Raw genomic sequence first — 25,028 nt, forward strand, 5'->3', positions numbered from 1 at the left:
ACTAAAGTGTTCAAGGTTTGGTTTTGTGATTCCCCAACATCTCAATTAACCTCTCAAACTGGGCAACCGATCTCACATCTAACCACATTTTTCCTTGTGCAATGCGTCCAATAATGGGGCTTGGGTAGGTTTTGAACTGTTTTTCGAGTGCGAGCAAATCGCGCTGTTTTTCAGCAGAAATAGTCACCGCAACCGAAGGCAACCTTTCGGTTGGTAACGCTCCGCTGCCAATTTGGGCGAGGCTTGGTTCAATTTGCAAAATATAATCGGCATTTAACCGCTTGTTTAAGGCGTTTTTCAAGCGTTCTGCCTTGTTCTGTAACTCCTCGAGCGATTGAGTGAGTAAATTGAGTGTAGGTAAGGCTTCGGGTAATTTTTCTGGGAATAAATAGTGGCGAAGCGTTGCCTCAAGGGCAGATAAAATCACTTTATCACAACGTAATACACGTTTAAGTGGGTGTTGTTGCAGTTGTTGTATCATCGTTTTGCTGCCTACAATAATGCCTGCTTGAGGGCCGCCCAACAATTTATCGCCCGAGAAAGAAACTAAATCTACACCTGCTGCGACTTTTTGTTGTACCAACGGTTCATTAGGTAAATTTAACGCTTGCATATTGGTTAATGAGCCACTACCTAAATCTGTCACGACAGGTAAATTAAACGCTTTTCCTAGTGCCACTAACGCTTCTTCCGATACCGAGCTGGTAAACCCCTCAATATGGTAGTTGCTCGTGTGAACTTTCATCAAAAAGGCAGTGTTTTCAGTGATTGCGTTGCGATAATCGGCTAAATGCGTACGGTTTGTTGTGCCTACTTCCACCAATTTGCACCCAGCTTGACGCATAATATCTGGAATGCGAAACGCCCCCCCAATTTCCACCAATTCACCTCGAGAAACAATCACCTCTTTGCCTTGTGCGAAAGTCGCAAGCATTAGCAACACCGCCGCCGCATTATTATTCACAATACAAGCCGCCTCCGCTCCTGTTAAGGTTTGCAAAAGCTCAGAAATATAATTATCTCGATGCGATCGTTTTCCTTCATCAATATCAAATTCTAATGCGATGTGATGCCGCATTGCGTTTGTGGCAGCGTCAATCGCGTTTTCCGACCATAGCCCTCGCCCCAAATTCGTGTGTAGCACGGTGCCTGTTAAATTAAAAACCGTTCTGATCTTAACGTTGCTTAAGGCTTGCAGATTGCTTTCTAATATGCAGAAAAATGCCTTTTCCTCTGAGATAAAGTTCGGTAATGCTTGATGCTGAGCGATAAATTGACGGGCTTGGTTAATCAATAATCGTGCTTGTTCTGCAACCGTAGAATAAGCAAATTTTTGGCATAATTCGACCGCTTGTGGCTTTTTTAGTAGCAAATCAAGAGAGGGGATTTGTCTGAATAGTTTTTGCATAATTTTTATTAAGAGAATATTTTGGATTATTCTAATAAATAAAGTACAATATTGCTACACATTCGGAAGTGCGTCATCTCCGGTGAGGTGGCAGGACTTCAAATCCTGTTGAGGACGCCAGCGTTCTCGGGTGGGTTCAACTCCCATGCACTTCCGCCAACCCTTGTTTTCTAACATTCCCCAGCGTTCATAACTTGTAATGGTCTAACCTATTTCTATATATAGATATTTTGATTTTCACCTTCTTTTAAAATGTAATTTGCACAATCCCAAAATGGGATTAAAATATAGCAACAAACCAACAGGGGAAACTATGAGAATAATCTCAACTTCAACATTAATAGACTACTACACAAAACACCCTGAAACGGAACAACCTCTAAAATCGTGGGTAGCTGAGGTAAAAAAAGCTAATTGGCAGACAGCTCACGATATTAAGGCACAATATAAAAATGCCAGTATCTTAAAAAATAGGCGTGTTGTGTTTAATATCAAAGGAAACGACCATAGGCTAATTGTGGCGGTTGCATTTAGATTAGGAGCGGTTTACATCAAGTTTATAGTCACACACGCAGAATATGACCGTATCAACGCAGACGAAATAGAACTATAGGGGCAGAAAATGAATATTACACCGATTAGAACAGAACAAGACTATAAGCAAGCATTAAAAGCAATTGAGCCTCTATTTGACCGTGAGGAAGAGTTAACAGGGGAAGAGGTAGATTATTTTGATGTAATGATTAGCTTAATTGAAAACTATGAAAGCAAACACTATCACATTGAACTACCAGACCCAATAGAAGCAATTAAATTTAGAATGGAACAGCAAGGGCTAGAGATTAAAGACCTAGATGGTATTATAGGCAAACCCAATAGAGTGTATGAGATTTTTAACAAAACTAGACCTCTCACGCTAAATATGATCCGCCAACTTCATAGCAAGCTAGGCATAGGGGCGGATATATTGATTCAAGCCTAGTTACAAAGCCGTTGATTGAGAGATTAACGGCTTTTTGTTTGCCTTTCCTTATCAATTTATCAACACTTTATGACCGCTTTTATATCACTCTTAGCGGCTTCTATGATGGTGGATGTCGATATGCTATGGTTAAAATTAACAAGGTACTCCCGAGGGGTTGCGGCGGCGTGGTTTTTGACAGTTTTTGACTTTCTAAGCATCATCTTCTGGAACTATTTTATCCCCAATAGGACACAACAGGGCTAAAATATACTCAATTGCCCCTACGTCTGAATAGAGGTTACCGATTGGCAGTTTAGCTTCCTTGTAAATGCCCTTAGTTATTATCCTCAAAAGCCCCCGATAAACCGCCGCTTTACACAATAATAAAATCAGCACATAATGCGGAATTAAACGCAATTTTTAAAAATTGAGGCTTTCGTTATGAAACTACCCTATCCGCCAAATCTCGACACGCTTTTAGAGCAATATTCAATTAATGACGTTTTGCCCTTTCTTTCGCAATTCAAAGCTACCGATGAAAAGGGGCGTTATTTGGCGTGGGATAAATTCAAATATGTGTACCCTAAAGATAGCGAAATAAAATGGCTTGCCACCAAGCTAAACCGCAAGGGGCTAAAAAATGCGTTAAGAGTAGGCGAGTGCGAATTTTCATTTTGTGTACCAGATAGTCTGCAGGCTCAACTTCATTTCATCGATAAAGCAACTGGCGGAAATGTAGGAACAAGCACGCTTACTGGCTTAAATAAAAGCGAACAAGACCGTTTTTTATTGAAATCGCTTGTAATGGAGGAAGCTATCACCTCAGCCCAACTAGAGGGGGCGGTTACTACTCGCAAAGTGGCAAAAGAGATGCTAGAAACTGCAAGAAAGCCCAAAACCAAAGGCGAAATGATGATTGCGAATAACTATGCCTTGATGAAAGAGGCGATCAAGCTCAAAGATGAACCGCTTTCTATTGAGCTTATCCTTGAGCTACACCGCACGGCAACGCATAACGCCATTGAGAATAAAGCCATTGCAGGAGAATTTAGGAAAGATGATGATATATTCATTTCAGATAATGACGGAAACCAACTCTATCAGCCGCCATCGCACACCCAACTAAAAGCACTAATGACCGCCTATTGTGAATTTGCGAATGCAGACCATAGCGGAGAAAAAGGGCAATTCATTCACCCAGTGATTAAAGCTATTTTGCTGCATTTCCTGATTGGGTATATCCACCCTTTCGGGGATGGCAACGGACGAACCGCAAGAGCCTTGTTTTACTGGTATATGCTGAAATCGGGCTACTGGCTATTTGAATATATCTCTATCAGCAGACTACTCAAAGAAGCCCCGAAACAATATGCGTTATCTTACCTCTACAGCGAAACAGACGAGCTAGATTTGACTTATTTCATTTACTATCAAGCTCACATCATTAAGCGAGCCATTAACGACCTAGAGCGGTTTATTAGTGAAAAGCAAAAGCGGTTCAACGCATTTATGGGGGAGATAGCAAAATTTACCGCCAAAACTGCTATTAAACTCAACGATAGACAAATTCAGATACTGCAAAAAGCGATTAAAGAAAAAGGCTACATCTTTACCGCAAGAGAAATCTGCAACGAGTACGGCATATCAGAAAACACAGCTAGAAGCGATTTAAAGGAATTGTTTGAGCTTAATCTATTAGGTCAATTCAAGACCGGCAACAGCATAAGCTACATTGCCCCTAGTGATTTAATCGAACGGTTACAAACCCAATAATCAACCAGCCTTTAGAAGTTACATTCTAAAGGCTTTTTATTGTCCATCACTTTGCTACAGCCAAATTTCTGAATTACAAAATGATGATGACGGAATATGTGGGCAGCAATGAAAAAAAGTAACAAGATAAGTAACAAGAACTTAAGGGTAAAATAAAAACACATTTAAAATCAAAAATTTAACCTATTAATTTGACTCCCATACACTTCCGCCATTTCTCTTTCTTCTCTCCATTCTCAAAAATATTTTGATGAAAAATGCGATCTAGTTCACATTTTTCTAATTTCCTATTTGTAGTAAAAGTTTATTAGATTATAATTATTTGGAGTATTTCTTCATAACAAATCTAGTCTATTGACGACTTTTGCACTAAGGAAAAAGATTATGTCAGCATCTCGTCATACCATTTTAAATAAAATCCAACACGGCTTAATTGCCTCTTGCCAACCTGTCGATGATGGTCCGATGGATAAACCTGAAATTGTTGCTGCAATGGCAGCTGCTTCCGTTATTGGTGGAGCAAAAGGGATTCGCATTGAAGGGGTAGAGAATTTAAAAGCCACTCGTGCAGCCGTTGATGTGCCGATTATCGGTATTGTAAAACGTGATTTGCCTGATTCCCCAGTTCGTATAACCCCATTTTTAGAAGATATTGATGCGTTAGCCGATGCAGGTGCAGATATTATTGCCGTTGATGGCACATTCCGCACTCGCCCTGTGAGCATTGAAGATGCTGTAAAACGCATTCACGAAAAAGGTTGTTTAGCAATGGCAGATTGTTCTAATTTGGAAGAAGGTTTGCATTGCCAACAGCTGGGTTTTGATATTATTGGCAGTACGATGTCGGGCTATACAGGCGGTGAAGTGCCTGATGAACCAGATTATCAATTAGTGAAAGATTTAAAAATAGCGGGTTGTAATGTGATGGCAGAAGGGCGTTACAATACGCCAGAACTTGCCAGAGTCGCGATGGAAATCGGGGCGGATTATGTTACCGTTGGTTCAGCATTAACTCGCTTAGAGCATATCGTTAGTTGGTTTGCCAACTCTGTGAAATCAGCCCAAAAGTAGAGGTAAATATGCGTTGTTTAGCGATTGATATTGGAGGCACAAAAATTGCCACTGCGATTGTTCAGCACAACCAAGTGCAACAACGCAAGCAAATTCAAACTCCAACAGATAAATCTCAAGCCGATCAAGCAGGAAGTTTGCACCAAACCATTAGCGAGATTTTACACGCCTATCAAGGGCAATTTGATTTTATTGCTGTAGCCTCAACAGGTATTATCAATAAGGGCGTGCTTACTGCATTAAACCCCAAAAACTTGGGCGGTTTAGCTGAGTTTCCATTAGAAGAAAGTATTGCTCGCCATACTGATAAGCCAATTGCATTATTAAATGACGTACAAGCAGCAGTCTGTGCGGAATATTTAAATGAAGAACAACAAGCGGTCAAAAATTTTGTTTTTATTACCGTTTCCACCGGTGTTGGCGGTGGCATTATTTTAAACGGCGAATTGCAAATTGGCTCAAATGGCATTGCAGGGCATATTGGTCATACCCTTGCCGATCCTAATGGCCCTGTTTGCGGTTGTGGTCGAGTTGGGTGTGTAGAAGCCATAGCGGCAGGGCGTGCCATAGAGGCGGTTTCTAGCAAATGGGATTCCCCTTGCTCACCAAAAGAAGTGTTTGAGCGTTTCAGACAAGGTAATCAACAAGCGGTCGAATTAGTAGAAAAATCTGCAAAAGCGATTGCCAATTTAATTGCTGATTTAAAAATCAGTTTAGATATTCAAAAAGTGGTGTTAGGGGGTAGTGTTGGCTTGGCAAAAGGGTATTTGCCGTTGGTTCAACACTATCTCACCGAGCTTCCCGCTGTTTATCACTGTGCATTAGACAATGCCAAATCAGGGCAAGATGCAGGTTTAATCGGTGCGGCTTGGTGGGCTGAACATCATTTTAAGAACAATTAACTCTTTCAAAAACTCCGGAGATTCAAATGAAAAGTTTAAAAGGTATTTTTAGTGCGTTACTCGTTTCTTTTAACGAAGACGGCTCAATTAATGAGAAAGGTTTACGCCAAATTATCCGCCACAACATTGATAAAATGAAAGTGGACGGCTTATATGTTGGCGGTTCAACGGGTGAAAACTTTATGCTTTCTACCGAAGAGAAAAAAGAAATTTTCCGCATTGCAAAAGATGAAGCGAAAGATGAAATTGCATTAATCGCACAAGTAGGTAGCGTAAACTTAAAAGAAGCGGTGGAATTAGGTAAATACGCCACAGAATTAGGCTACGATTCTTTATCTGCGGTTACGCCGTTTTACTATAAATTCAGCTTCCCTGAAATCAAACATTACTACGAAACAATTATTGCAGAAACAGGCAATAATATGATTGTCTATTCTATCCCGTTCTTAACAGGTGTGAATATCGGTATTGAGCAGTTCGGTGAACTTTACAAAAACCCGAAAATCTTAGGGGTTAAATTTACAGCGGGTGATTTCTACTTATTAGAACGCTTGAAAAAAGCCTATCCTGATCACTTAATTTGGGCTGGTTTTGATGAAATGATGTTACCAGCAGCCTCTCTTGGTGTAGATGGTGCTATCGGCTCAACCTTTAACGTAAACGGTGTGCGTGCAAGACAAATTTTTGAATTAACTCAACAAGGTAAGATCAAAGAAGCACTTGAAATTCAACACGTTACAAACGATTTAATTGAAGGTATTTTAGCAAACGGCTTATATTTAACGATTAAAGAGTTATTAAAATTAGAAGGTGTTGATGCAGGCTTCTGCCGTGAGCCAATGACGGCAAAAGCAACCGAGCAACAATTAGCTCGAGCGAAAGAGTTAAAAGCAAAATTCTTATAATGTATAAGAAATAACATCCTCTTAATTATTGCACCTTAAATAAATTATTTAAGGTGCTTTTTTCAAGTCATTATAGGAAGAATCCTAATGCACTTAGCCCCCAAATATCAAAGACGGCGTGAGCAATAAAAAAAGGTACAAGCACATTCATTTTTCGGCGAAATAACCAAAATGATATTCCTAGTGTTGTCACAGTTAAAGCCCCTGCAATACCTTGGTAAGTATGGAATAAAAAACGAACCACAATACTTAAGATTAATGCTTTAGGAAAAGATCGAGGTTGCACCGCAAAGACTAACCCTATAAAGAAAATCTCTTCAAAAAAACCATTAACCAATGATGTGATGATTAATTCAGGGGTATAACTAATGCGTTGATAATATGACTCATCTATTTCTGGGTAATGCTCTGGTATAACGAATGAATGTAAATATTGATAAATATCTGCAATAGCACCTGCTACCAATACGAGCACTAAAGTCATCGGTAATGTGTAACGATCAACCTTAAAATTTAATACGCTAAAATCAAAATTACGCCAACGTAAATACAACCAAGCAATCATCAACAAAATACCCTGCACAACGGTTATATGATAGCTCGCTAAATCATTAACCGATATTTCAGGGGCAACCTGATTATTATCAAGCAACTCAATATATCCGATAGAAGAATAATAAATTGATGCACCAAAGAAAATGAGGGTTAATACCATAATATCTTTAAATGTCAGATACTTTATCTTCTGAACTACCATACGCTCTCCTTTTAGTCTAATATTTTTTCATTTTATTATTTAAAAATAAGGCGGTGATTTTAATACAAGTAAATTGCATTTACATCTAAATTAGATTTATTAACCATAATTAAAGAAGCACTAACCTCATAATTGACCTATAATAAATCTAAATTGTCACTCAAAATACAATATCTATTTTTTAAGAGAGGTTTAAAATGACGTCTATTTGCATTATTACAGGTAGCACCCTTGGTGGTGCGGAATATGTTGCCGATCATATTAACGATATATTAACTAAACAAGGCATTGAAGTAACATTGTTTAATCAAGCTCAGCTGTCAGATATTAAAGGGAGATCGCATTTAATTGTGGTCACTTCCACCCACGGAGCTGGCGAATTACCAGAAAATATCCAACCATTATTTACAGATTTAGCCAACAGTTCTACTGATTTAAGCCCAATGAAATTTGGCATCATTGGGATAGGCAGCTCTGATTACGATACCTTTTGTAATGCGGTCAATATTGCTGAAGAAGCACTAAAAGCAAAAGGGGCAATACAGGTTTGTGAATCTTTACGTATTGACGTAGTCAATAATTTTGACCACGATGCCACAGCAGAGGAGTGGCTACCCTCTTTTATAACCAATCTATAGGATAGATAAATAAATGAACAAAATTCAAGCAAAACATCCCATTAACAAAATGAAGTGGATTAAAATTGCGATTATCTTAATTTATATGTTCAGCCCGATTGATATTTTGCCTGAAGTGATTTTAGGCCCACTCGGTTTAGTTGATGATGCCACAGCCCTTATACTGTTGATTAAAACGATTTTAGAATAATTTGCAAAAAATTAGTAAGAAATAACCGCTTGTAAATCAACATTACATCAAAAACAAAGGGAGCTACCGCTCCCTTTTATGAGAATCAACTTATTCGGATAATATTTCTCCCACACTCACTCTTGAATCAGTCTTTTTACCCAGCATACGGTCTTCGCATTGGTTGTTTTCATCACAAACAGTGATGGAAACCAGGTTTTCAATGTCCAGATTCTCAACGTTACTGTTTCTCAAGCTCAGTTTGCTGGCATCCGCTACGCCTAATTGCTCGGCAGAAAGGCTGCTGGCTTTCACGCCGTTGATGCGGTCGTAAAGGCGGGCAAAATCACGAGAATTGAGTTTAGTAGAATTGCCTTTAATATCAGCTTGATTTAAGTTTTTATTTCTTGGCAATTCAAAAAAGGTAAAATCTGCGCTTGGCTTGACATCAATAAGCGCCTCAGAAAAGCTTAAATACGCTGTACCGCCATTGGGTGCAAGTGCTGTAATGGTCGCATTTTCAATTACCGTTTTGGTTCGTGCCGCATCACCAACGGTAAATGCCATATTAGCGGAATTCGCATCATTATCTATCGATCCAGGCAAACCATTTACCATCACTTCAGCACCCATTCGACCACCAGTTGTAATTGCGGTAATTTTCAAGTCATCTTTGTTGTTTTTTCCTGTAAGTCGAGAGTCACCATCCGTTCTAAACGCATAACCTTGATGGGATTTCACAAAAATGGAGCTCTTCTCACCCTCTAATTCACCTACTAAGAACATAGCGGCATAAGGCGGGTTTGGTGAGATACCACTTTTCTCTTCACCAACAGCTTTAATATGGGAGTTTTTCATTGCGACTTTGCCGTTAAATCCAATCCGGTTAAATTGGGTGCTCTCATCCATACTGTTATCTTTATTAAAAGCAATATCAATATTACTGTTATCCAACTTAATCTTCTCAGCCATCAAATGCACAAAACCATTGTTTAGCTTGATATTACTATTGGAAATGTTAATTTCCGTATCTGCAACTGGTGCTCGGTTGTTAAATTTAGCGGCAAACAAATCATACCGAAGATTGTATTCTCTGTGAATATCGTCTTCTATAGTCGCATGAGATATCCAACGGGCTCTGTTTTGGTTACGTCTGGATAATTGCGTACGCGTATCTAAATTTAATACGCCATATTCATAAAGGGTCATCTCTTCTTGTTTGCCACGTTTATATCTCATATATTCTCGAGTGTTACCAGAATCAATGTAAAAGTTGGTCTGCCCCGTAGCGTTAATGTGATTTAAATTGACCTTATCAAAACCACCAACCACAACAACATCATCAACTTGACTAAATTCAACATTGTTCATATCAACATTAAATTTCTTACGTTGTTTATCTTCAACTTTGTAATGGCGATCATCTAAGAAATCACGAGAACTCGCACTGCGTCCTAAGCCAATAGCCCCATTACCTAAATTAAATTTACTGTCGTTAATACTGATATTTGACTTAAAATCTACCGTATTCTGCAAACTTGTGATCATAAATAATCGGCCAGTTGAATTAATATTTGCATTATGAATATTAATATTCCCTTGATTGGTGATCTTCAATACCCCATCTGTCTTTTTAAATGAATCAATGTTGATATTGCCTGAAATATCAAACCCGTTACCTTGCATATTGACTCGACCATTATTCGCCAACAATGAGCTTAAAGCATCTGTTTGGATAAATGAGCCTGCTCCACCATTATCTTTATCCGCAATGCGAATATCTTCCGTATTGGGAACTTGAATATGAACTGTCGATTTGAGTGTTTGGTCGTGGGTATATAAGTCGGTGTTGTTCTGACGGCCGAAATCGCCAGTCAAATGCACTGTTTTTCCTTTGATATGCAAATTAGGGGTTGTGACTTTAGCCCCTTTTTGAGAACTGACGTTGATATTCTCTTTTAGTCCAAAGGTAGCTGGTTCAGAAAAATGCAAGTTCTCCGCTTTTATATCACTCTTTTCATTTAACTGAATATCACCTGCTGATAACACAACAGTACCCACTTTTTTACTGACGACTTGGTTCGCTTGCAGCACACCATCGTTTATAATCAAACTATCCAATGCCTGATTACGTGCTTTGGCCGTCAACGTAATATCACCATCAGTGGTAATAATGCCTTCATTTTTAATGATACTTTTTACCGTATTCTCATCTAATGCCACATCAATATAACCATCACGCAGGGTAAAGGTCACATTTTCACCTGAAGATAAATTCACATCACCACTGGTACTTTTGACAATGTCTTGCTCATAATCGTAGCAGGTTTTTCCATTCCAACTCCAAGGGTCATCATGACAACCTTTAACTCTCTTGGTTTCTTTATGATAATAACGCTCAGCCGTAATTTCCCCTTCATTAACAACATCATCACCAACTAATACCACGAAAGCCCGTTCGCCTTTTGCGGTAATTTTTCCTTGATTACGGATTTGTCCTTCTTTTTGCAATTTACGGGTAAATTTATCTTTATCCCCTTTCTCGCTGATTTGTTCTAAGTCTTTCGTTGTGACCAACAAACCGCCAACATTCACTTCAGCCCCTTTGGTGACTAACACACCGTTTGGGTTCGCTAAATACACCTTACCATTGGAGGTCAGTTTGCCCGCAATTTGGCTAGCATTGCCCCCCGTCACACGGTTGTAAGCTACCGCCATTTCTGACGGCTGTTTAAATTCCACCTCGTTATTTTTACCAATATCAAAGCTATTCCAGTTGATTTGTGCTTTTGGGGTACTTTGATCTATCGTCATTTTATCGCCACTGGTATTGATCGCAGCCGCACCAACAACCACCTCGCCGTTTTGTGGCAAACTTGGCGTAGAGGCGTAAGCCAAGCCGCTACAAGCGGTCAAAATCGTCCAAGAAATGGCATTTAACTTAAACATATTTCCTCCTAGAATGTTTTAATCACAGAAAATCCAAACTGGTGTTTGTCTGCGTTTTTGATCTTGTTACCCAACGGCTTTGCCGCACTCACATTCACCGCATAGTTGCCTGCCGCCGAAAGCGAGAAGCTCACCCCAAGGCTTTGTACTTTTACCTTGTTTTCCACGCCTGCTGCCAAGAAACGACTATTTTTATAGTATTTGCCGATGCCGTAATCATAGAAAACCGAGCTGGTCAGCACGCTTTTGGAAAAGAGCGGTAAATAATGTTTGAGTTCTATTTGTGCCATATGCCCTTCATCCACCGAAGCAATACCAGCTTGATAGCCACGTACGCCAGACAAGCCACCCAGTAGCATTTTTTGCGAGCTGTCGAGCGTTTTGTCAGTAAATTGCCCATTCACGCCAACAGTGAAGCCAAAGGCATTAGGCAGCATTTGCTCGTGTGACAAGCTATATTGATAGACAGTGAAACGGGATTTCGGCTGGAAATCATCTACCACATAGTGTGTTCTCTCGTTGGTTTGGTTAGTTAAATTACCAAATAATGCCGACAGTGAAAAATAGCTCGTGCCGTCTTTGATGTTGTTCCACGCCCCATTAATGCTCGTAGTGAGACTGTTGAGCTTACGCTTTTGCACCACATCAACGGCTTGCTGTTTGTCAGTTAAGGCTTGGTGGTTAAAGCTGACTTTGGTATTTAAGCGGAAATCTGGCGTACGAATGGTCGGATGCCACACATACACACCAAAACTATGTGAGTTCCCCTTTGATTGCAAATCTTTGAAATTGCCGCCTAATTCATACGCCAAATAATTTGCTGTGACACCCAAACGGGTGGCGTAGCCGTCGATGAGCGAAGAGTAATCCAAACGGGCATTTCTCAAATTAGCATTGTTGGAGCTAATCAAATCCAACTTCAATTCATCGCCCCAACCAATCAAATTATTGGCTTTTGCCCCCAACGCGAAACGAAAACGTCCTGTGGTTTTGTTACCTTGGTTATCCGCCGACACATACCCCGAAAAACGCTGGGCATTATTGAGTTTAAGCAATAAATTCGCTTCGCCAACTTTCTTGCCTGCGGAAAGTTCCAAGCTGGTATTCACGCCAGGAATATCGTTCATCGTCAAAGCTAATTTTTCCAACTTGTCTTTTAAAATAAATTCGGTTGAATTGACCGTCGTATTCGCTAAACGAGCGACAAACTTTTCACTCAAGGCACTGTTATTTTGCAGCCGAACCTCACCCATATTGCCTTTTAACAGCAAAATTCTCACCACACCTTGTTCAATTTCCTGAGGTGGGATAATTGCTTTGGCAACCAAATAGTTGTTACTGCGATAAAACTCAGTGATGTCGTTCGCCAAATGGTTTAAATCCGCCAGCGAGACCTCTTTGCCCACATATTTCGCCAAAACGCCTACCAATTCAGGAGCGGAGGTTTCTTGTTGATCACGGTCGAAAATTTGCACACGGGAAAGCGGGAATTTCAGCCCCTGCCCATCTTGTGCGGTGTGTGGCGTTTTACTGGCTTGGTTGAACATTTCACCGCTTGGTTTGATTTTCGGCTGAATGTTACGCTGCTCCAATTCGCGATTCAGCGTACCAGCGTTGGGTACATTTGCAAACGCTGAGGTATTCAAAACAAGGGCAAAACCGATCGCACTTGCGATCGCCGATAAATTAAATTTCATTGTATCTCCTATCAATTTTGCAAAAAATTGGGGAAAAGTGACCGCTTGTCAATCCTTCTCCCCTTTATATTAGAAGGTATAACCTGCACTTATTTTCACGTTGCGTCCTGCCCCTTCCATCAGGCTAAATGCCGGTAAATGTTTTTTATCGAACAAGTTTTCCACTGCAAAATCTAAACGCAGATTTGCCCACTCGCCTTTCAGCGGTGCGTAGGTGGCACGGAGGTCGGTCAATGTGTAGCCTTGGTAGGTCATTCCGTGGTTTTTCGGCACGCGGGTTTGAGCGTTATAGCGAGTCACTTTCGCCCCTACGGTGAATTTATCTTTCACCACCGCATAATCTACGCCCAGCCCGATTTTGCCTGCCGAAATGTTAGACAAAGCTTCGCCTGTGGCTCTGTCTTTACCTTTGGTCATACCGTAGTCCGCAAACACACCGAGACGCTCGGTTTGATATTGTGCTTTCAACTCAACCCCAGCTAAACGAGCGTTGGCGATGTTTTGGTATTGGGACAATTTCGGCGGAATTTCGCGTCGATCTGCTGAATTTTGTTTGAATAATTGCAGATTGATCAGATCTTTCACGTCGTTACGGAAATAGGTCACCGCCACATTGAGTTTATCGTTTTCGGTAAAGACGCCATCAAAGTGGAAATTGGCGGAAATTTCTTTGTTTTTCGCCGTTTCAGGACGCAAATTCGGGTTAGCCACGAAGGTGTTATTGATGTTTCTGCCCATAAAACTCGCCCCAAAATGTGAGCCACTAACAAAACGCTCCTGCATTGAAGGTGCACGAAATGCCTCATTATATTTAGCAGTTAAATCTAACCAATTTGTTGCTTTCCAAGTTAGTTTTGCAGCAGGAGATAAATGGCTATCTTTGTATTTCACCGTTTCACTTAAAGTGTTGAAATGGTCGTAACGTACACTCGGAGAAAAGACGACTTTTTCGTTAAACAACGGAATATGTGCAATCAAATAAGCACCTGTGGTTTTAGATTTTGCCTCATAAGGATTAGCACGATATTGTGCATCTGAATTATTTCTACCACGTTGAGTTGCAACTTTATCCAACATATAATCCACGCCATATACCAAAGATAACCCTGGTAATTCTGAATGGTTACGCAAATTCAACCCCGTGGTATTGAGTTTGGTTTGATCTTTCACACCGCTTAACTGACGTTTTTCTTTCTCTTTGGTACTGTTACGATAAACCGTAAATTGAGCATTGATATAAGGATTATATGGATTGAAATAGTAGTGAAGTGCCGTGCTTTTATCGGTAATTTTTTGATCGGTTAAATAGCTCACACTCCCGAAACGGGAAGTCACACCTGCGTAGAAATCCGCCAATTTTTGTGCGTATTGCGGATCGGCTGGGTTTACCGTACTGTGAAATCTACCGATTTCCGCTACAATCTGTTCATTTGTGAGTGGATTTTCCACCTCGTTATTACTCGGTGCAGTTTGTTTAATTCGGCTTTCACGGTGGGAAAGTTCCAAACGATTGGTGTCGTTAATTTGCCAACCCAGTTTCGCCAAACCACCCATTTGCTGATATGCCGTGTTGTTTAGTTCTCGCCCTTCACCTGTGCGTAAATTATCAGCATTGTTACGGAAAGCCGTGATCAGCCCATCAAATTTGTCATTCGCCGCAAACAAGGAAACGTCCGTTTCAGACAGATTATTGGCGGTTTGAAAGCCTTGGTGGATTTTTGCCCCAAATTTTTCGTTATTTTTAAGCAAATCCAACGCGTTCGGCGTACGCATTGCCACTACGCCGCCCAACGCACCGCTACCCCACAATGAGCTGCTCGGGCCTTTAATCACCTCAATTTCTTGAATTAACGACATCGGTAAAAAATAGGAACCACGGTGTGCCAAATCAAAATTCTGACGCACGCCATCAACCACCTGCACCACACGGTTACCACTTAAACCACGAATGCTTGGTTTCTGAGCAATCGCACGAGAACCGCCTTGGATATCGACGTTTGGATTATCTTTTAACGCATCAGCAATGCTAGTAGCTTGTTTAGAAAGGAGATTATTTTTGCTTGCTTTTTGCGGATTGTCGGCAAATTTACTCGGGTCACGAGTTGCCACCACATTAATGATATCAAGAGTTGATTGATTGATTGATTGATTGATTGATTGATTGATTGATTGATCAGCAAGAGCATAACCAGCCGTTGAACTAGCCAATAACGCAAGGTAAATTTTAGATAATTTCATTGTAGCCCCTAATTTTAGGTATAAAGTAAAGTGGCTATAATATTTATATTGAGAACAATTATCAATAATAAAAATTATTTTTATACAAAAATAAACCGCTTGTTGTTAGGGACAACTCAACAAGCGGTCAATTTTATGCGAAATATTGCAATTAGGCTTTCACATTCGCCTTCAAGAAATCAAGCAAATTCTCTTTCGCCATCATCTGTTTTTCACCGCTGCGGCGGTTTTTGTATTCAATTTCACCGTTTTCTAGGTTTTTCTCGCCAATCACCACCATATGCGGTACTCCAATAAGCTCCATATCTGCAAACATCACACCTGGACGCTCTTTACGATCATCAAAAATCACATCAACACCTTGTGATTTTAAGGTCGTATATAACTCTTCGGCAAAGGCTTGCACACTTTCCGATTTGTGCATATTCATCGGCACGATTGCCACCGTAAACGGTGCAATTTCATCACTTGGCCAGATAATGCCACGCTCATCGTGGTGCTGTTCGATGGCAGAAGCCACCACACGAGTCACGCCGATACCATAACAACCCATTGTCATCACAAGCGGTTTGCCATCTTCGCCTTGCACCGTTGCTTTCATTGCTTCCGAGTATTTTTTACCCAATTGGAAAATATGCCCCACTTCAATACCACGTTTGATTTGCAATGTACCTTTACCATCTGGGCTTGGATCGCCTTCCACCACATTACGTAAATCAAACACATCTGGTATTGCCACATCACGTTCCCAATTCACATTAAAATAATGTTTGCCATCAATGTTCGCACCGCAGCCGAAGTCTGACATTAATGCAACCGAGCGGTCAATAATTGCAGGAATGGGCAAGTTAATCACACCTAAAGACCCCACACTCGCCCCGATTTTTGCTTTGATGTCCGCCTCATCAGCGAACTCAAGCGGATCAGCCACTAACGGATGCTTTTGTGCTTTGATTTCGTTTAATTCGTGATCTCCCCGAATCACTAATGCGATTAGCGGCTGCTCTTCAGTCGCCCCTTTCACGATTAACGTTTTCACCGTTTTTTCAATGGTTAAACCGTGATTTTCCACTAGCTCAGCAATGGTTTTCGCATTTGGCGTATCGACCAATGTCATCTCCGCAGTTGGTGTTTGGCGTTCTCCTACGGCTACCGCTTCTGCTAATTCGATATTGGCGGCAAAATCTGATTCGGTTGAAAAAACCACGTCGTCTTCACCACTTGAAGCTAAGACTTGGAATTCGTGCGACGCTGAACCACCGATAGAGCCAGTATCTGCCTGTACCGCACGGAAATCTAAGCCTAAGCGTGTAAAAATGTTGCTATAAACCTGATACATAATATCGTAGGTTTCTTGTAAACTCTCTTGGGTGGTGTGGAAAGAGTAAGCATCTTTCATCACAAACTCACGAGAACGCATTACGCCAAAACGAGGGCGAACTTCATCTCTAAATTTGGTTTGAATTTGGTATAAATTCAGCGGAAGTTGCTTATAAGAAGAGACTTCTCGGCGAACTAAATCCGTAATCACTTCTTCGTGAGTGGGGCCAAGTACGAAATCACGCTCACCACGATCTTTAAAACGTAACAGTTCTGGACCATAATCATTCCAACGCCCTGATTCCACCCACAATTCCGCTGGCTGCACCACAGGCATTAATACCTCGATTGCTCCGCCTTTATTCATTTCTTCACGAATAATATTTTCCACTTTTTTCAACACTTTGATTCCAGTTGGCAACCAGTTATATAACCCAGATGCCATCGGGCGAATCATTCCGGCACGCAACATTAATTGATGGCTCACTACCTGTGCATCATTCGGGGTTTCTTTAAGGGTTGAAAATAAATACTGACTTGTACGCATTGTTATTCCTATTCTCTTTATATTTTTAGAAGCTTAAAAATGTTGTCTATTCTAAAACAAAGCGGTCAGATTTTCAGAAAATTTTGCAAAATCCCATAAAAAAATAACCGCTTGTTGTGTATTAACTTCAGAACGTGTTAGGATAGGAAAAACTGAGTAAAGGAGATAAACAATGGCTAAAATATTTTTATTAATTGTATTAGTTTTAGTGGCATTTATTGGCGGTAATTATGTTATTGGCAATAATGAGAAGAAAGAAGAAAAAGTAGAAGCAGTTGAACCAACAAAAACTGAGTCTCAACAAACCGTAGATCCGCATAAAGAGTTGGAAGTCAAGCAGCCACAGCCGCTTCCAGCTGTTACAAAAGAAGAAAAGCGTGAGCAAGCGAAAGATACGCAAAACATACCCGCACCAAGCAAACAACAAGCATTGCCAGAAGAACAATCGCTTGAAGGTCAGCAACAACAGCAACCCGCTGAAGTTCCGCAGGCTAACCAAAAGCAACCAGAGCCTAAAACGTTAGCCAATGAGCAAAAACCAGAAACTCACGCTAAAACGCTTGAACATACCCCAACGGCAAAATCAACAGGGGTAGGAAGTGAGGGTAAACCACTTGTTCAGCAAACTACGCCTGAAGAATTATCAAAAGCGATTGGTCAAAAAGAGCCAACGCCACACAAAGAACAAGGATTACCAGAAGAACAATCGCTTGAAGGTCAAAGAGAGCAAAAAGCCACTCAACAACCAGAAACAAATAAGCAGTAAAAACCTGTCTTATTAACTAAAAAATCCACCTTTGAGGTGGATTTTTATTTGAGTTATTCATTTAATAACTTATTTATTCGCTTAATAAATGCAATCGGATTTTCTAGCGTGCCTCGTTCTGCCAATAACGCTTGTTCAAATAGTAATTCAATCCACTCATTGAACTCATCATCACTTGCAATATCCGCGACTTTTTTCACCATTGTGTGATCTGGGTTTAGCTCGAAAGTATATTTCACTTCTGGTGCTTGTTGCCCCATTGCAGCAAACAGTTTTGCCATTTGAGTGGTCATTTCATCGCTATCAGTTGAAACCACTGCAGGTGTATCCGTTAAACGATGAGTGAGTACCACATTTTTCACCCGTTCACCAAAGTAGCCTTTTGCGCGTTCTAAGAATGAGCCAAACTCTGCCTCTTGGGCTTTTTGGGTTTCATCTTCCGCTTTGTCAGCAAGGTCGCCTAAGTCTAAATCAGACTTGGTAATGCTTTGCAATGGTTTGCCATCAAACTCTGTCAAATGGCTAACTACCCACTCATCAATGCGTTCGGAAAGCAACAACACCTCAATACCTTTTTTATTAAACAACTCTAAGTGTGGGCTATTTTTAGCCGCTTGATAACTATCTGCTGTTAAGAAATAAATTGCTTTCTGCCCCGCTTTCATTCTTGCAATATAATCAGCAAAACTGACCGCTTGTTCGCTAGAATCTGAGTGCGTTGAAGCAAAACGGAGCAAGCCTGCCACCTGTTGCTTGTTGGCAAAATCTTCACCCACGCCCTCTTTCAGCACTAAGCCAAACGCTTTCCAGAATTGAGCGTATTTTTCTGCATCATCTTTTGCTAGTTTTTCCAGTAACTGCAATGCACGCTTAGTTAAAGAGGAGCGGAGCGATTGCGTAACACGGTTTTCTTGCAGAATTTCACGGCTGACATTTAGCGGTAGGTCGTTAGTGTCTAACAGACCACGCATAAAACGCAGGTAATTAGGCATAAACACTTCTGCATCGTCCATAATAAAGACTCGTTGCACATAGAGTTTTAAGCCGTGTTTCTGCTCACGTTGGAATAAATCCCAGGGTGCTTTGCTTGGTATATAAAGCAAGCTGGTGTACTCTTGCTTTCCTTCAACCTTGTTATGCGACCAAAGCAATGGCTCAGCAAAATCATGGCTAATGTGCTTGTAGAACTCTTTATATTCCTCGTCTGAAATCTCGTTTTTCGAGCGAGTCCAAAGAGCTTGGGCTTTGTTAATTTTTTCCCATTTTTGACCGCTTGGTTTACCTTCCTCATCGTATTCGTTGGTTTGAATTTCCACCGCTAAGCCGATGTGGTCGGAGTATTTACCGATAATCTCACGCAAACGCCATTCGTTTAAAAATGCCTTTTCTTCTTCACGCAAATGCAGAATGATTTCCGTACCACGATCTGCTTTCTCAAAATCAGCAATGGTATATTCGCCCTCTCCGGCTGATTCCCAAATCACCCCTTGCTCAGCAGGCACGCCTGCGGCACGAGTTTTTACCGTGACTTTATCCGCCACAATAAACGATGAGTAAAAGCCCACACCGAACTGCCCAATAAGCTGGCTGTCTTTCGCTTGATCTGCACCCAGAGCATTTAAAAACTCTTTGGTGCCTGATTTTGCAATCGTACCTAAATGCTCAATCACCTGCTCACGAGTCATTCCAATACCGTTATCGGCAATGGTAATAGTACCGAGAGTGTCATCAATCGACACCCGCACACGCAACTCGCCATCGCCCTCGTATAAAGAAGAATCAGAGAGTGCTTTAAAACGAAGCTTGTCTGCGGCATCTGAGGCGTTTGAAATCAGCTCTCGCAGGAAAATTTCTTTGTTAGAGTAAAGAGAATGAATCATCAACTGTAAAAGTTGCTTCACTTCCGACTGGAAGCCACGAGTTTCTTGATTTGCCATTGTGTATTCCTTTTATTTAACATTAAAAAAACAGAAACTAGATGGGGCAAGCGGTCAAATTTTCAAGATTTTTTGCAAAAAATGAGAGAAAAAAATACCGCTTGTATGCAAGAAAAATGATTAAAAAATAGAGAAAACCTGATTTAACCCTTATACTTGTTTCCAGTAATGATGATTTGAATAACACTATGAGCGAACAACTATTAGATGGCGTACCGTTAACTGCCCTTTCGGGCGTGGGGGCGGCAATTTCGGAAAAACTGAGCCGTATCGGCATTAATAATGTGCAGGATTTGCTATTTCATCTGCCAATCAGATACGAAGATCGTACTCGTATTACCCCAATTGCAGACATTCGCCCTGAAAGTTACTGCACCATTGAGGGGTATGTTCAGCTCACCGAAGTGCAGTTTGGTCGCCGTCCGATTTTATCCGTCACACTTTCTGACAGCACGAGCAAAATTATGCTCAAATTTTTCAATTTCAATGCAGGAATGAAAAACAGTTTTGCCACAGGTGTTAGAGTAAAAGCCTTTGGTGAAGTAAAACGTGGGCGATTTATGGCAGAAATTCATCACCCTGAATATCAAATTATCCGTAATAATCAACCGCTTGAGTTGGCAGAAACGCTGACGCCGATTTATCCCACCACCGAAGGTTTAAAGCAAGCCTCACTTCGTAAACTAACCGAGCAAGCTCTGGCGTTATTGGAAAAAGTGAACGTTGCCGAACTTCTGCCCGATGAATACAATCCACACCAATATAGTTTAAAAGAGGCGTTGCAGTTGTTGCACCGTCCGCCACCCACTATTTCCGCACAGGTATTAGAAAAAGGCGAACATCCAGCTCAAAAACGGTTAATTTTTGAAGAATTACTGGCTCATAATTTGGCAATGCAGCAACTTCGCTTGGGGGTAAAACAGCAATGTGCGGAAGCATTACGGTATAAAACCGACATTAAGCAACGCTTTTTGGCAAGTTTACCTTTTCAGCCGACCAATGCCCAAAGCCGAGTGACCGCAGATATTGAGCAAGATTTAGCTCATTCAAATCCGATGATGCGTTTAGTACAAGGTGATGTAGGTTCGGGTAAAACCCTTGTTGCGGCTCTTGCTGCCTTACTAGCAATTGATAACGGCAAACAAGTTGCACTGATGGCACCGACTGAAATTCTTGCCGAACAGCATGCTAGTAATTTTGCAAATTGGCTCCATCCGTTCGGTATTAAGGTAGGCTGGCTCGCTGGCAAAGTGAAAGGCAAGGCAAGAATGGCTCAATTAGAAGCGATAAAAAACGGAGATGTGCAGATGATTATCGGTACGCACGCCCTGTTCCAAGAAAATGTGGCGTTTCATCATTTAGCTTTAGTCATTATTGATGAGCAACACCGCTTCGGGGTACATCAACGCTTAACTCTGCGTGAAAAGGGAGCGAAAGGGAATGTGTATCCGCACCAACTCATTATGACTGCAACCCCGATTCCACGCACACTGGCAATGACAGTATATGCTGATTTAGATACGTCTATTATTGATGAGCTACCACCAGGCAGAACGCCTATTACTACCGTAGTGATTTCAGAAGATCGGCGAGCGGAAATTGTGCAGCGAGTTTACCAAGCCTGTAAACAAGAAAATCGCCAAGCCTATTGGGTGTGCACACTGATTGATGAATCGGAAGTGCTAGAAGCCCAAGCTGCTGCCGCAATTGCGGAAGATTTGCAGCGAGCGTTGCCTGATTTACGCATTGGCTTAGTACATGGACGAATGAAACCGCAAGAAAAACAGGATATTATGGCGGAATTTAAATCCGCTAATTTAGATTTATTGGTTGCCACCACTGTGATTGAGGTAGGTGTTGATGTACCGAATGCGAGTTTGATGATCATCGAAAACTCTGAACGGTTAGGATTAGCTCAACTGCACCAATTACGAGGTCGAGTTGGGCGTGGTTCAACTGCCTCTCACTGTGTATTGATGTATAAACCACCTCTCGGCAAAATTTCTAGCAAACGGTTACAGGTTATGAGGGATAGCCAAGACGGTTTCTACATTGCCGAAAAAGATTTAGAAATTCGTGGCACTGGGGAAATATTAGGCACCAAGCAGACTGGAATGGCAGAATTTAAAGTGGCGGATTTGATGCGAGACCGTAAAATAATCCCGCTAGTTCAACACTACGCTAAGCAAATTATTAGCGAAAATCAACCGCTTGCACAAGCGTTGATTAAGAGATGGTTAGATAATAAGGCAGAATATACGAATGCTTAATTAAATGAATAAGGCTGAAAAATCTCAGCCTTATTTCTATTATAGATGTTTTACCGCATCAATCACCAAATCCCAAAAACGGTCTTTATCTAGTTTTTTCGCTACCCAAGTATTACATTTTTTGGGTGGATAGCGAAAATCAGCGACAGTCATCCCTAACGTATGCGTACCTGTTAACTCAATACTGACTGGCACTTGTTGCACTTCAATTAGACTTGGATCTATGACATAAGCCACTGCACAAGCATCGTGAACTGGTGGAGCATCAAAATCTTGGGCTTGTTTGTACATTTTGGAGAAGAACGCTAATAAATCAACCACAAATTGCCCTGGCTTGCTATTTAATGCTTTAAAACGTTCTACCACATCTGGCGTTGCTAGAGCTTGATGAGTTAAATCTAAGCCTATCATCGTCACTTTCCAACCCGCATTAAATACGATATGAGCAGCTTCTGGATCAATTTTTATATTAAATTCCGCTACGGCACTCCAGTTACCCGTGTGATAGCCCCCACCCATTAACACCACTTCTTTTACTCGTTCAATAATACGAGGCTCTAAGCGAGCAGCTAAGGCGATATTGGTTAACCCACCCGTTGGGACGAGTGTAATACTTTTTTCAGGATGGGACATTACTAAATCAATAATTAATTGTGCTGCGTGCTTTTCCTCAAATTGCATTGTAGATTCCGGCAAAACAGGGCCATCCATACCAGAATCACCATGAATATCTGGGGCATTTTCTACTTCTCTCACTAATGGACGAGGACAGCCTTTCGCAAAAGGAATAGTGCGGATATTGGCAATTTCTGCTACTGCTAACGCATTGCGAGAAACCTTCTCTAAGGTTTGATTCCCAACCACTGTGGTAACTGCTAATAAATCAATATTCGGATTTCCCCACGCCAACATCATTGCAATCGCATCATCGTGCCCAGGATCACAGTCTAAAATAATTTTTTGTGCCATATCATTCATCTCCTTCAAAAAAGGAGAGCAATGCTCTCCCTATATTTATAGATTATTAACAATCTTGTTTACCGTACTGATCTTGGCGAAGCAATGTGCGGACACTTTCGTCAAATTGGCTCAATACCTCTTCTGCATTTTTTGCATCCGTACCCCGAGCATCTAGATAGAACTTAATTTTCGGTTCTGTGCCTGAAGGGCGAGCAATTAAGCGGCTACCATTTTCTAAAACAAAAACTAAAATATCATTTTGACGTGTCGTTTTAGTATGATCGATAAATTCAGCCACTTTAAATCCACCAATGTCTGCAGGTGGATGATTACGTAATGCTGCCATTAATTTACCAATTTCCGATAAATCGCTTACTCTGATTGAAATTTGACCGCTTACATAAGCCCCAAATTCTTTCACAAATTCTGCGGTGTAATCTGCCAGCGTTTTGCCCTCTTTTTTCAAGCTGCAAACTAAATCCAAAAACATAATTGCCGCTGAAATACCATCTTTATCACGTACTTTATCTGGGTCAACCAAATAGCCAAGGGCTTCTTCAAAACCAAATAATAGGTTATCCACTTTACCGATATATTTAAAGCCTGTTAGAGTTTCTTCTGAGTCTAATCCATATTTTTTCGCAATTTCGGCTAAAGCAGGGGAAGAAACTAATGAACAAGCCAGCACGCCTTTTTTACCTTGTGCGTGATACTGCTTCGCTAAATACCAACCTAAGAAACAACCAATCACATTACCGTGAAGAGACTTCCAGTTACCTTCTCTATCTGGTATTGCAACCGCTAAACGGTCCGCATCGGGGTCATTTGCAATAATGAATTCAGCATTTTTCTCTTTAGCAAGCTCAATAGCTAAATCTAACGCACCTTTTTCTTCTGGATTAGGGAAGTTTACCGTTGGGAATGAGCCATCAGGCTGAATTTGTGCATCGACTAAATGGGGTTGCGGCAATCCTGCTTTGGCTAAGGTTTTGCTTAATATCTCATAACCCACACCGTGCATTGCGGTGTAAACGTAGTTGATCTCCGCTTTTGGCTGTGTTGCAAGCGAGGCGGTTTTTTCAATATATTTATTTACCACTTCATCATCTAACACGGTGAAATCTTGGCTACGCGGTAAATCAGCAATACTGCCACTTGCCACTTTATCAATTAATGCTGCAATCTCTTTATCAGCAGGGGAAACAATTTGTCCGCCACCATTTGCTTTACCTAAGTAAACCTTGTAGCCGTTATCTTCAGGTGGATTGTGGCTTGCGGTTACCATTACACCAGCTGTCGTGTCAAAATATTGAATAGCAAAGGCAAGCACAGGTGTAGGTAATTTGCGAGGAAGTAAATAGGTTTTAATGCCTGCTGCAGCCATAATTTCTGCGGTGTCACGAGCAAATACATCAGAATTTTTTCGCCCATCATAACCAATCACAATAGAAGGAGCCTTATCATACTCTTTAATAAAAGCTGCTAATCCGCCAGCGGCTTGAGCAACTAACACACGGTTCATACCTTGAGAGCCTGCTTGTAATTTACCACGCAAACCTGCGGTTCCAAATTGTAGGCGACCACAAAAGCGAGCTTCCAATTCTTCTTTCGCTTTTTCATCTGATTGTGCGGCTTGAATTAACTGTTCTAATTCCGCACGGGTTTCTAAATCAGGATCTTGCTCCAACCAATTTTGAGCAATTTGGAAAATAGTCATTTTTTACTCCTTTTAAATTTAAAATAATATTTAGACTAAC

General features: G+C 41.0%; 19 protein-coding genes and 1 tRNA gene. 11 read left to right on the forward strand and 9 right to left on the reverse strand.

All coding sequences use genetic code 11. The features are described 5' to 3' along the window. Positions 1-10 precede the first annotated feature (10 nt). The gene (gene selA / locus GM698_RS04970) at positions 11-1,408 is read right to left on the reverse strand and encodes an L-seryl-tRNA(Sec) selenium transferase (RefSeq protein ID WP_209289746.1); all 1,398 of its coding nucleotides are present in this window, start codon (positions 1,406-1,408) and stop codon (positions 11-13) included. A 64-nt stretch (positions 1,409-1,472) separates the two neighbouring features. On the opposite strand from selA, the gene GM698_RS04975 reads away from it, so the two are divergent. The 7 genes from GM698_RS04975 (at position 1,473) to nanA (ending at position 7,023) form a co-directional block, all read left to right on the forward strand. Further along, a tRNA-Sec gene (locus GM698_RS04975) sits at positions 1,473-1,567 on the forward strand. A gap of 154 nt (positions 1,568-1,721) precedes the next feature. Beyond that, entirely contained in the window at positions 1,722-2,021 is a 300-nt protein-coding gene (locus GM698_RS04980; RefSeq protein WP_209289747.1) for a type II toxin-antitoxin system HigB family toxin, read from the forward strand. 9 nt (positions 2,022-2,030) lie between these two features. Next, positions 2,031-2,390, forward strand: a complete 360-nt coding sequence (locus tag GM698_RS04985; protein ID WP_176807824.1) for a type II toxin-antitoxin system HigA family antitoxin — start codon at positions 2,031-2,033, stop codon at positions 2,388-2,390. A 423-nt stretch (positions 2,391-2,813) separates the two neighbouring features. Further along, entirely contained in the window at positions 2,814-4,145 is a 1,332-nt protein-coding gene (locus tag GM698_RS04990; RefSeq protein ID WP_209289748.1) for a Fic family protein, read from the forward strand. Positions 4,146-4,529: 384 nt separating this feature from the next. Next, complete coding sequence (locus GM698_RS04995) at positions 4,530-5,216, forward strand: N-acetylmannosamine-6-phosphate 2-epimerase (protein ID WP_159628829.1); 687 nt, start codon at positions 4,530-4,532, stop codon at positions 5,214-5,216. Between the two features lie 8 nt (positions 5,217-5,224). Continuing rightward, positions 5,225-6,118, forward strand: a complete 894-nt coding sequence (locus GM698_RS05000; protein ID WP_209289788.1) for an N-acetylmannosamine kinase — start codon at positions 5,225-5,227, stop codon at positions 6,116-6,118. Positions 6,119-6,144: 26 nt separating this feature from the next. Beyond that, positions 6,145-7,023, forward strand: a complete 879-nt coding sequence (gene nanA / locus GM698_RS05005; RefSeq protein WP_176807822.1) for an N-acetylneuraminate lyase — start codon at positions 6,145-6,147, stop codon at positions 7,021-7,023. 70 nt (positions 7,024-7,093) lie between these two features. On the opposite strand, the gene GM698_RS05010 is transcribed toward nanA, so the two are convergent. Further along, positions 7,094-7,780, reverse strand: coding sequence for a CPBP family intramembrane glutamic endopeptidase (locus tag GM698_RS05010; RefSeq protein ID WP_176807821.1), 687 nt, complete (start codon positions 7,778-7,780; stop codon positions 7,094-7,096). 197 nt (positions 7,781-7,977) lie between these two features. Between GM698_RS05010 and mioC the strand changes: the two genes are divergently transcribed. Both mioC and GM698_RS05020 read left to right on the forward strand, forming a co-directional pair. Further along, positions 7,978-8,418 carry an FMN-binding protein MioC gene (mioC, locus tag GM698_RS05015; protein WP_176812078.1) on the forward strand — a complete coding sequence of 147 codons (441 nt, stop codon included), beginning with the start codon at positions 7,978-7,980 and terminating at the stop codon, positions 8,416-8,418. A 13-nt stretch (positions 8,419-8,431) separates the two neighbouring features. Next, positions 8,432-8,608 (forward strand): DUF1232 domain-containing protein, encoded by a 177-nt coding sequence (locus tag GM698_RS05020; protein ID WP_176807819.1) that lies wholly within the window; start codon positions 8,432-8,434, stop codon positions 8,606-8,608. A 90-nt stretch (positions 8,609-8,698) separates the two neighbouring features. Here GM698_RS05020 and GM698_RS05025 read toward each other — a convergent pair whose 3' ends face one another. The 4 genes from GM698_RS05025 to proS all read right to left on the reverse strand — a co-directional run bounded on the left by GM698_RS05025 (position 8,699) and on the right by proS (position 17,338). Continuing rightward, positions 8,699-11,536 (reverse strand): filamentous hemagglutinin N-terminal domain-containing protein, encoded by a 2,838-nt coding sequence (locus tag GM698_RS05025; protein WP_176809419.1) that lies wholly within the window; start codon positions 11,534-11,536, stop codon positions 8,699-8,701. Between the two features lie 8 nt (positions 11,537-11,544). Continuing rightward, entirely contained in the window at positions 11,545-13,233 is a 1,689-nt protein-coding gene (locus GM698_RS05030) for a ShlB/FhaC/HecB family hemolysin secretion/activation protein (RefSeq protein WP_209289749.1), read from the reverse strand. Positions 13,234-13,302: 69 nt separating this feature from the next. Beyond that, positions 13,303-15,471 carry a TonB-dependent hemoglobin/transferrin/lactoferrin family receptor gene (locus GM698_RS05035; protein WP_209289750.1) on the reverse strand — a complete coding sequence of 723 codons (2,169 nt, stop codon included), beginning with the start codon at positions 15,469-15,471 and terminating at the stop codon, positions 13,303-13,305. Positions 15,472-15,622: 151 nt separating this feature from the next. After that, positions 15,623-17,338, reverse strand: coding sequence for a proline--tRNA ligase (gene proS / locus GM698_RS05040; protein WP_209289751.1), 1,716 nt, complete (start codon positions 17,336-17,338; stop codon positions 15,623-15,625). A 172-nt stretch (positions 17,339-17,510) separates the two neighbouring features. On the opposite strand from proS, the gene GM698_RS05045 reads away from it, so the two are divergent. Beyond that, positions 17,511-18,104, forward strand: a complete 594-nt coding sequence (locus GM698_RS05045; RefSeq protein WP_176809422.1) for a hypothetical protein — start codon at positions 17,511-17,513, stop codon at positions 18,102-18,104. Positions 18,105-18,157: 53 nt separating this feature from the next. On the opposite strand, the gene htpG is transcribed toward GM698_RS05045, so the two are convergent. Further along, positions 18,158-20,041, reverse strand: coding sequence for a molecular chaperone HtpG (htpG, locus tag GM698_RS05050; RefSeq protein ID WP_209289752.1), 1,884 nt, complete (start codon positions 20,039-20,041; stop codon positions 18,158-18,160). A gap of 188 nt (positions 20,042-20,229) precedes the next feature. Here htpG and recG point away from each other — a divergent pair, with 188 nt between their 5' ends. Further along, a complete protein-coding gene (recG, locus tag GM698_RS05055; protein ID WP_209289753.1) occupies positions 20,230-22,311 on the forward strand; it encodes an ATP-dependent DNA helicase RecG in 2,082 nt (693 codons plus the stop codon). Between the two features lie 39 nt (positions 22,312-22,350). On the opposite strand, the gene GM698_RS05060 is transcribed toward recG, so the two are convergent. Both GM698_RS05060 and GM698_RS05065 read right to left on the reverse strand, forming a co-directional pair. Next, positions 22,351-23,280, reverse strand: coding sequence for a nucleoside hydrolase (locus GM698_RS05060; protein ID WP_176807811.1), 930 nt, complete (start codon positions 23,278-23,280; stop codon positions 22,351-22,353). A 55-nt stretch (positions 23,281-23,335) separates the two neighbouring features. After that, positions 23,336-24,988: a phospho-sugar mutase gene (locus tag GM698_RS05065; RefSeq protein WP_209289754.1), complete on the reverse strand. Its 1,653-nt coding sequence runs from the start codon at positions 24,986-24,988 to the stop codon at positions 23,336-23,338. Positions 24,989-25,028 lie beyond the last annotated feature (40 nt).

The sequence above is a fragment of the Mannheimia sp. ZY171111 genome, assembly GCF_017750945.1.
Lineage (GTDB): Bacteria > Pseudomonadota > Gammaproteobacteria > Enterobacterales > Pasteurellaceae > Mannheimia > Mannheimia pernigra.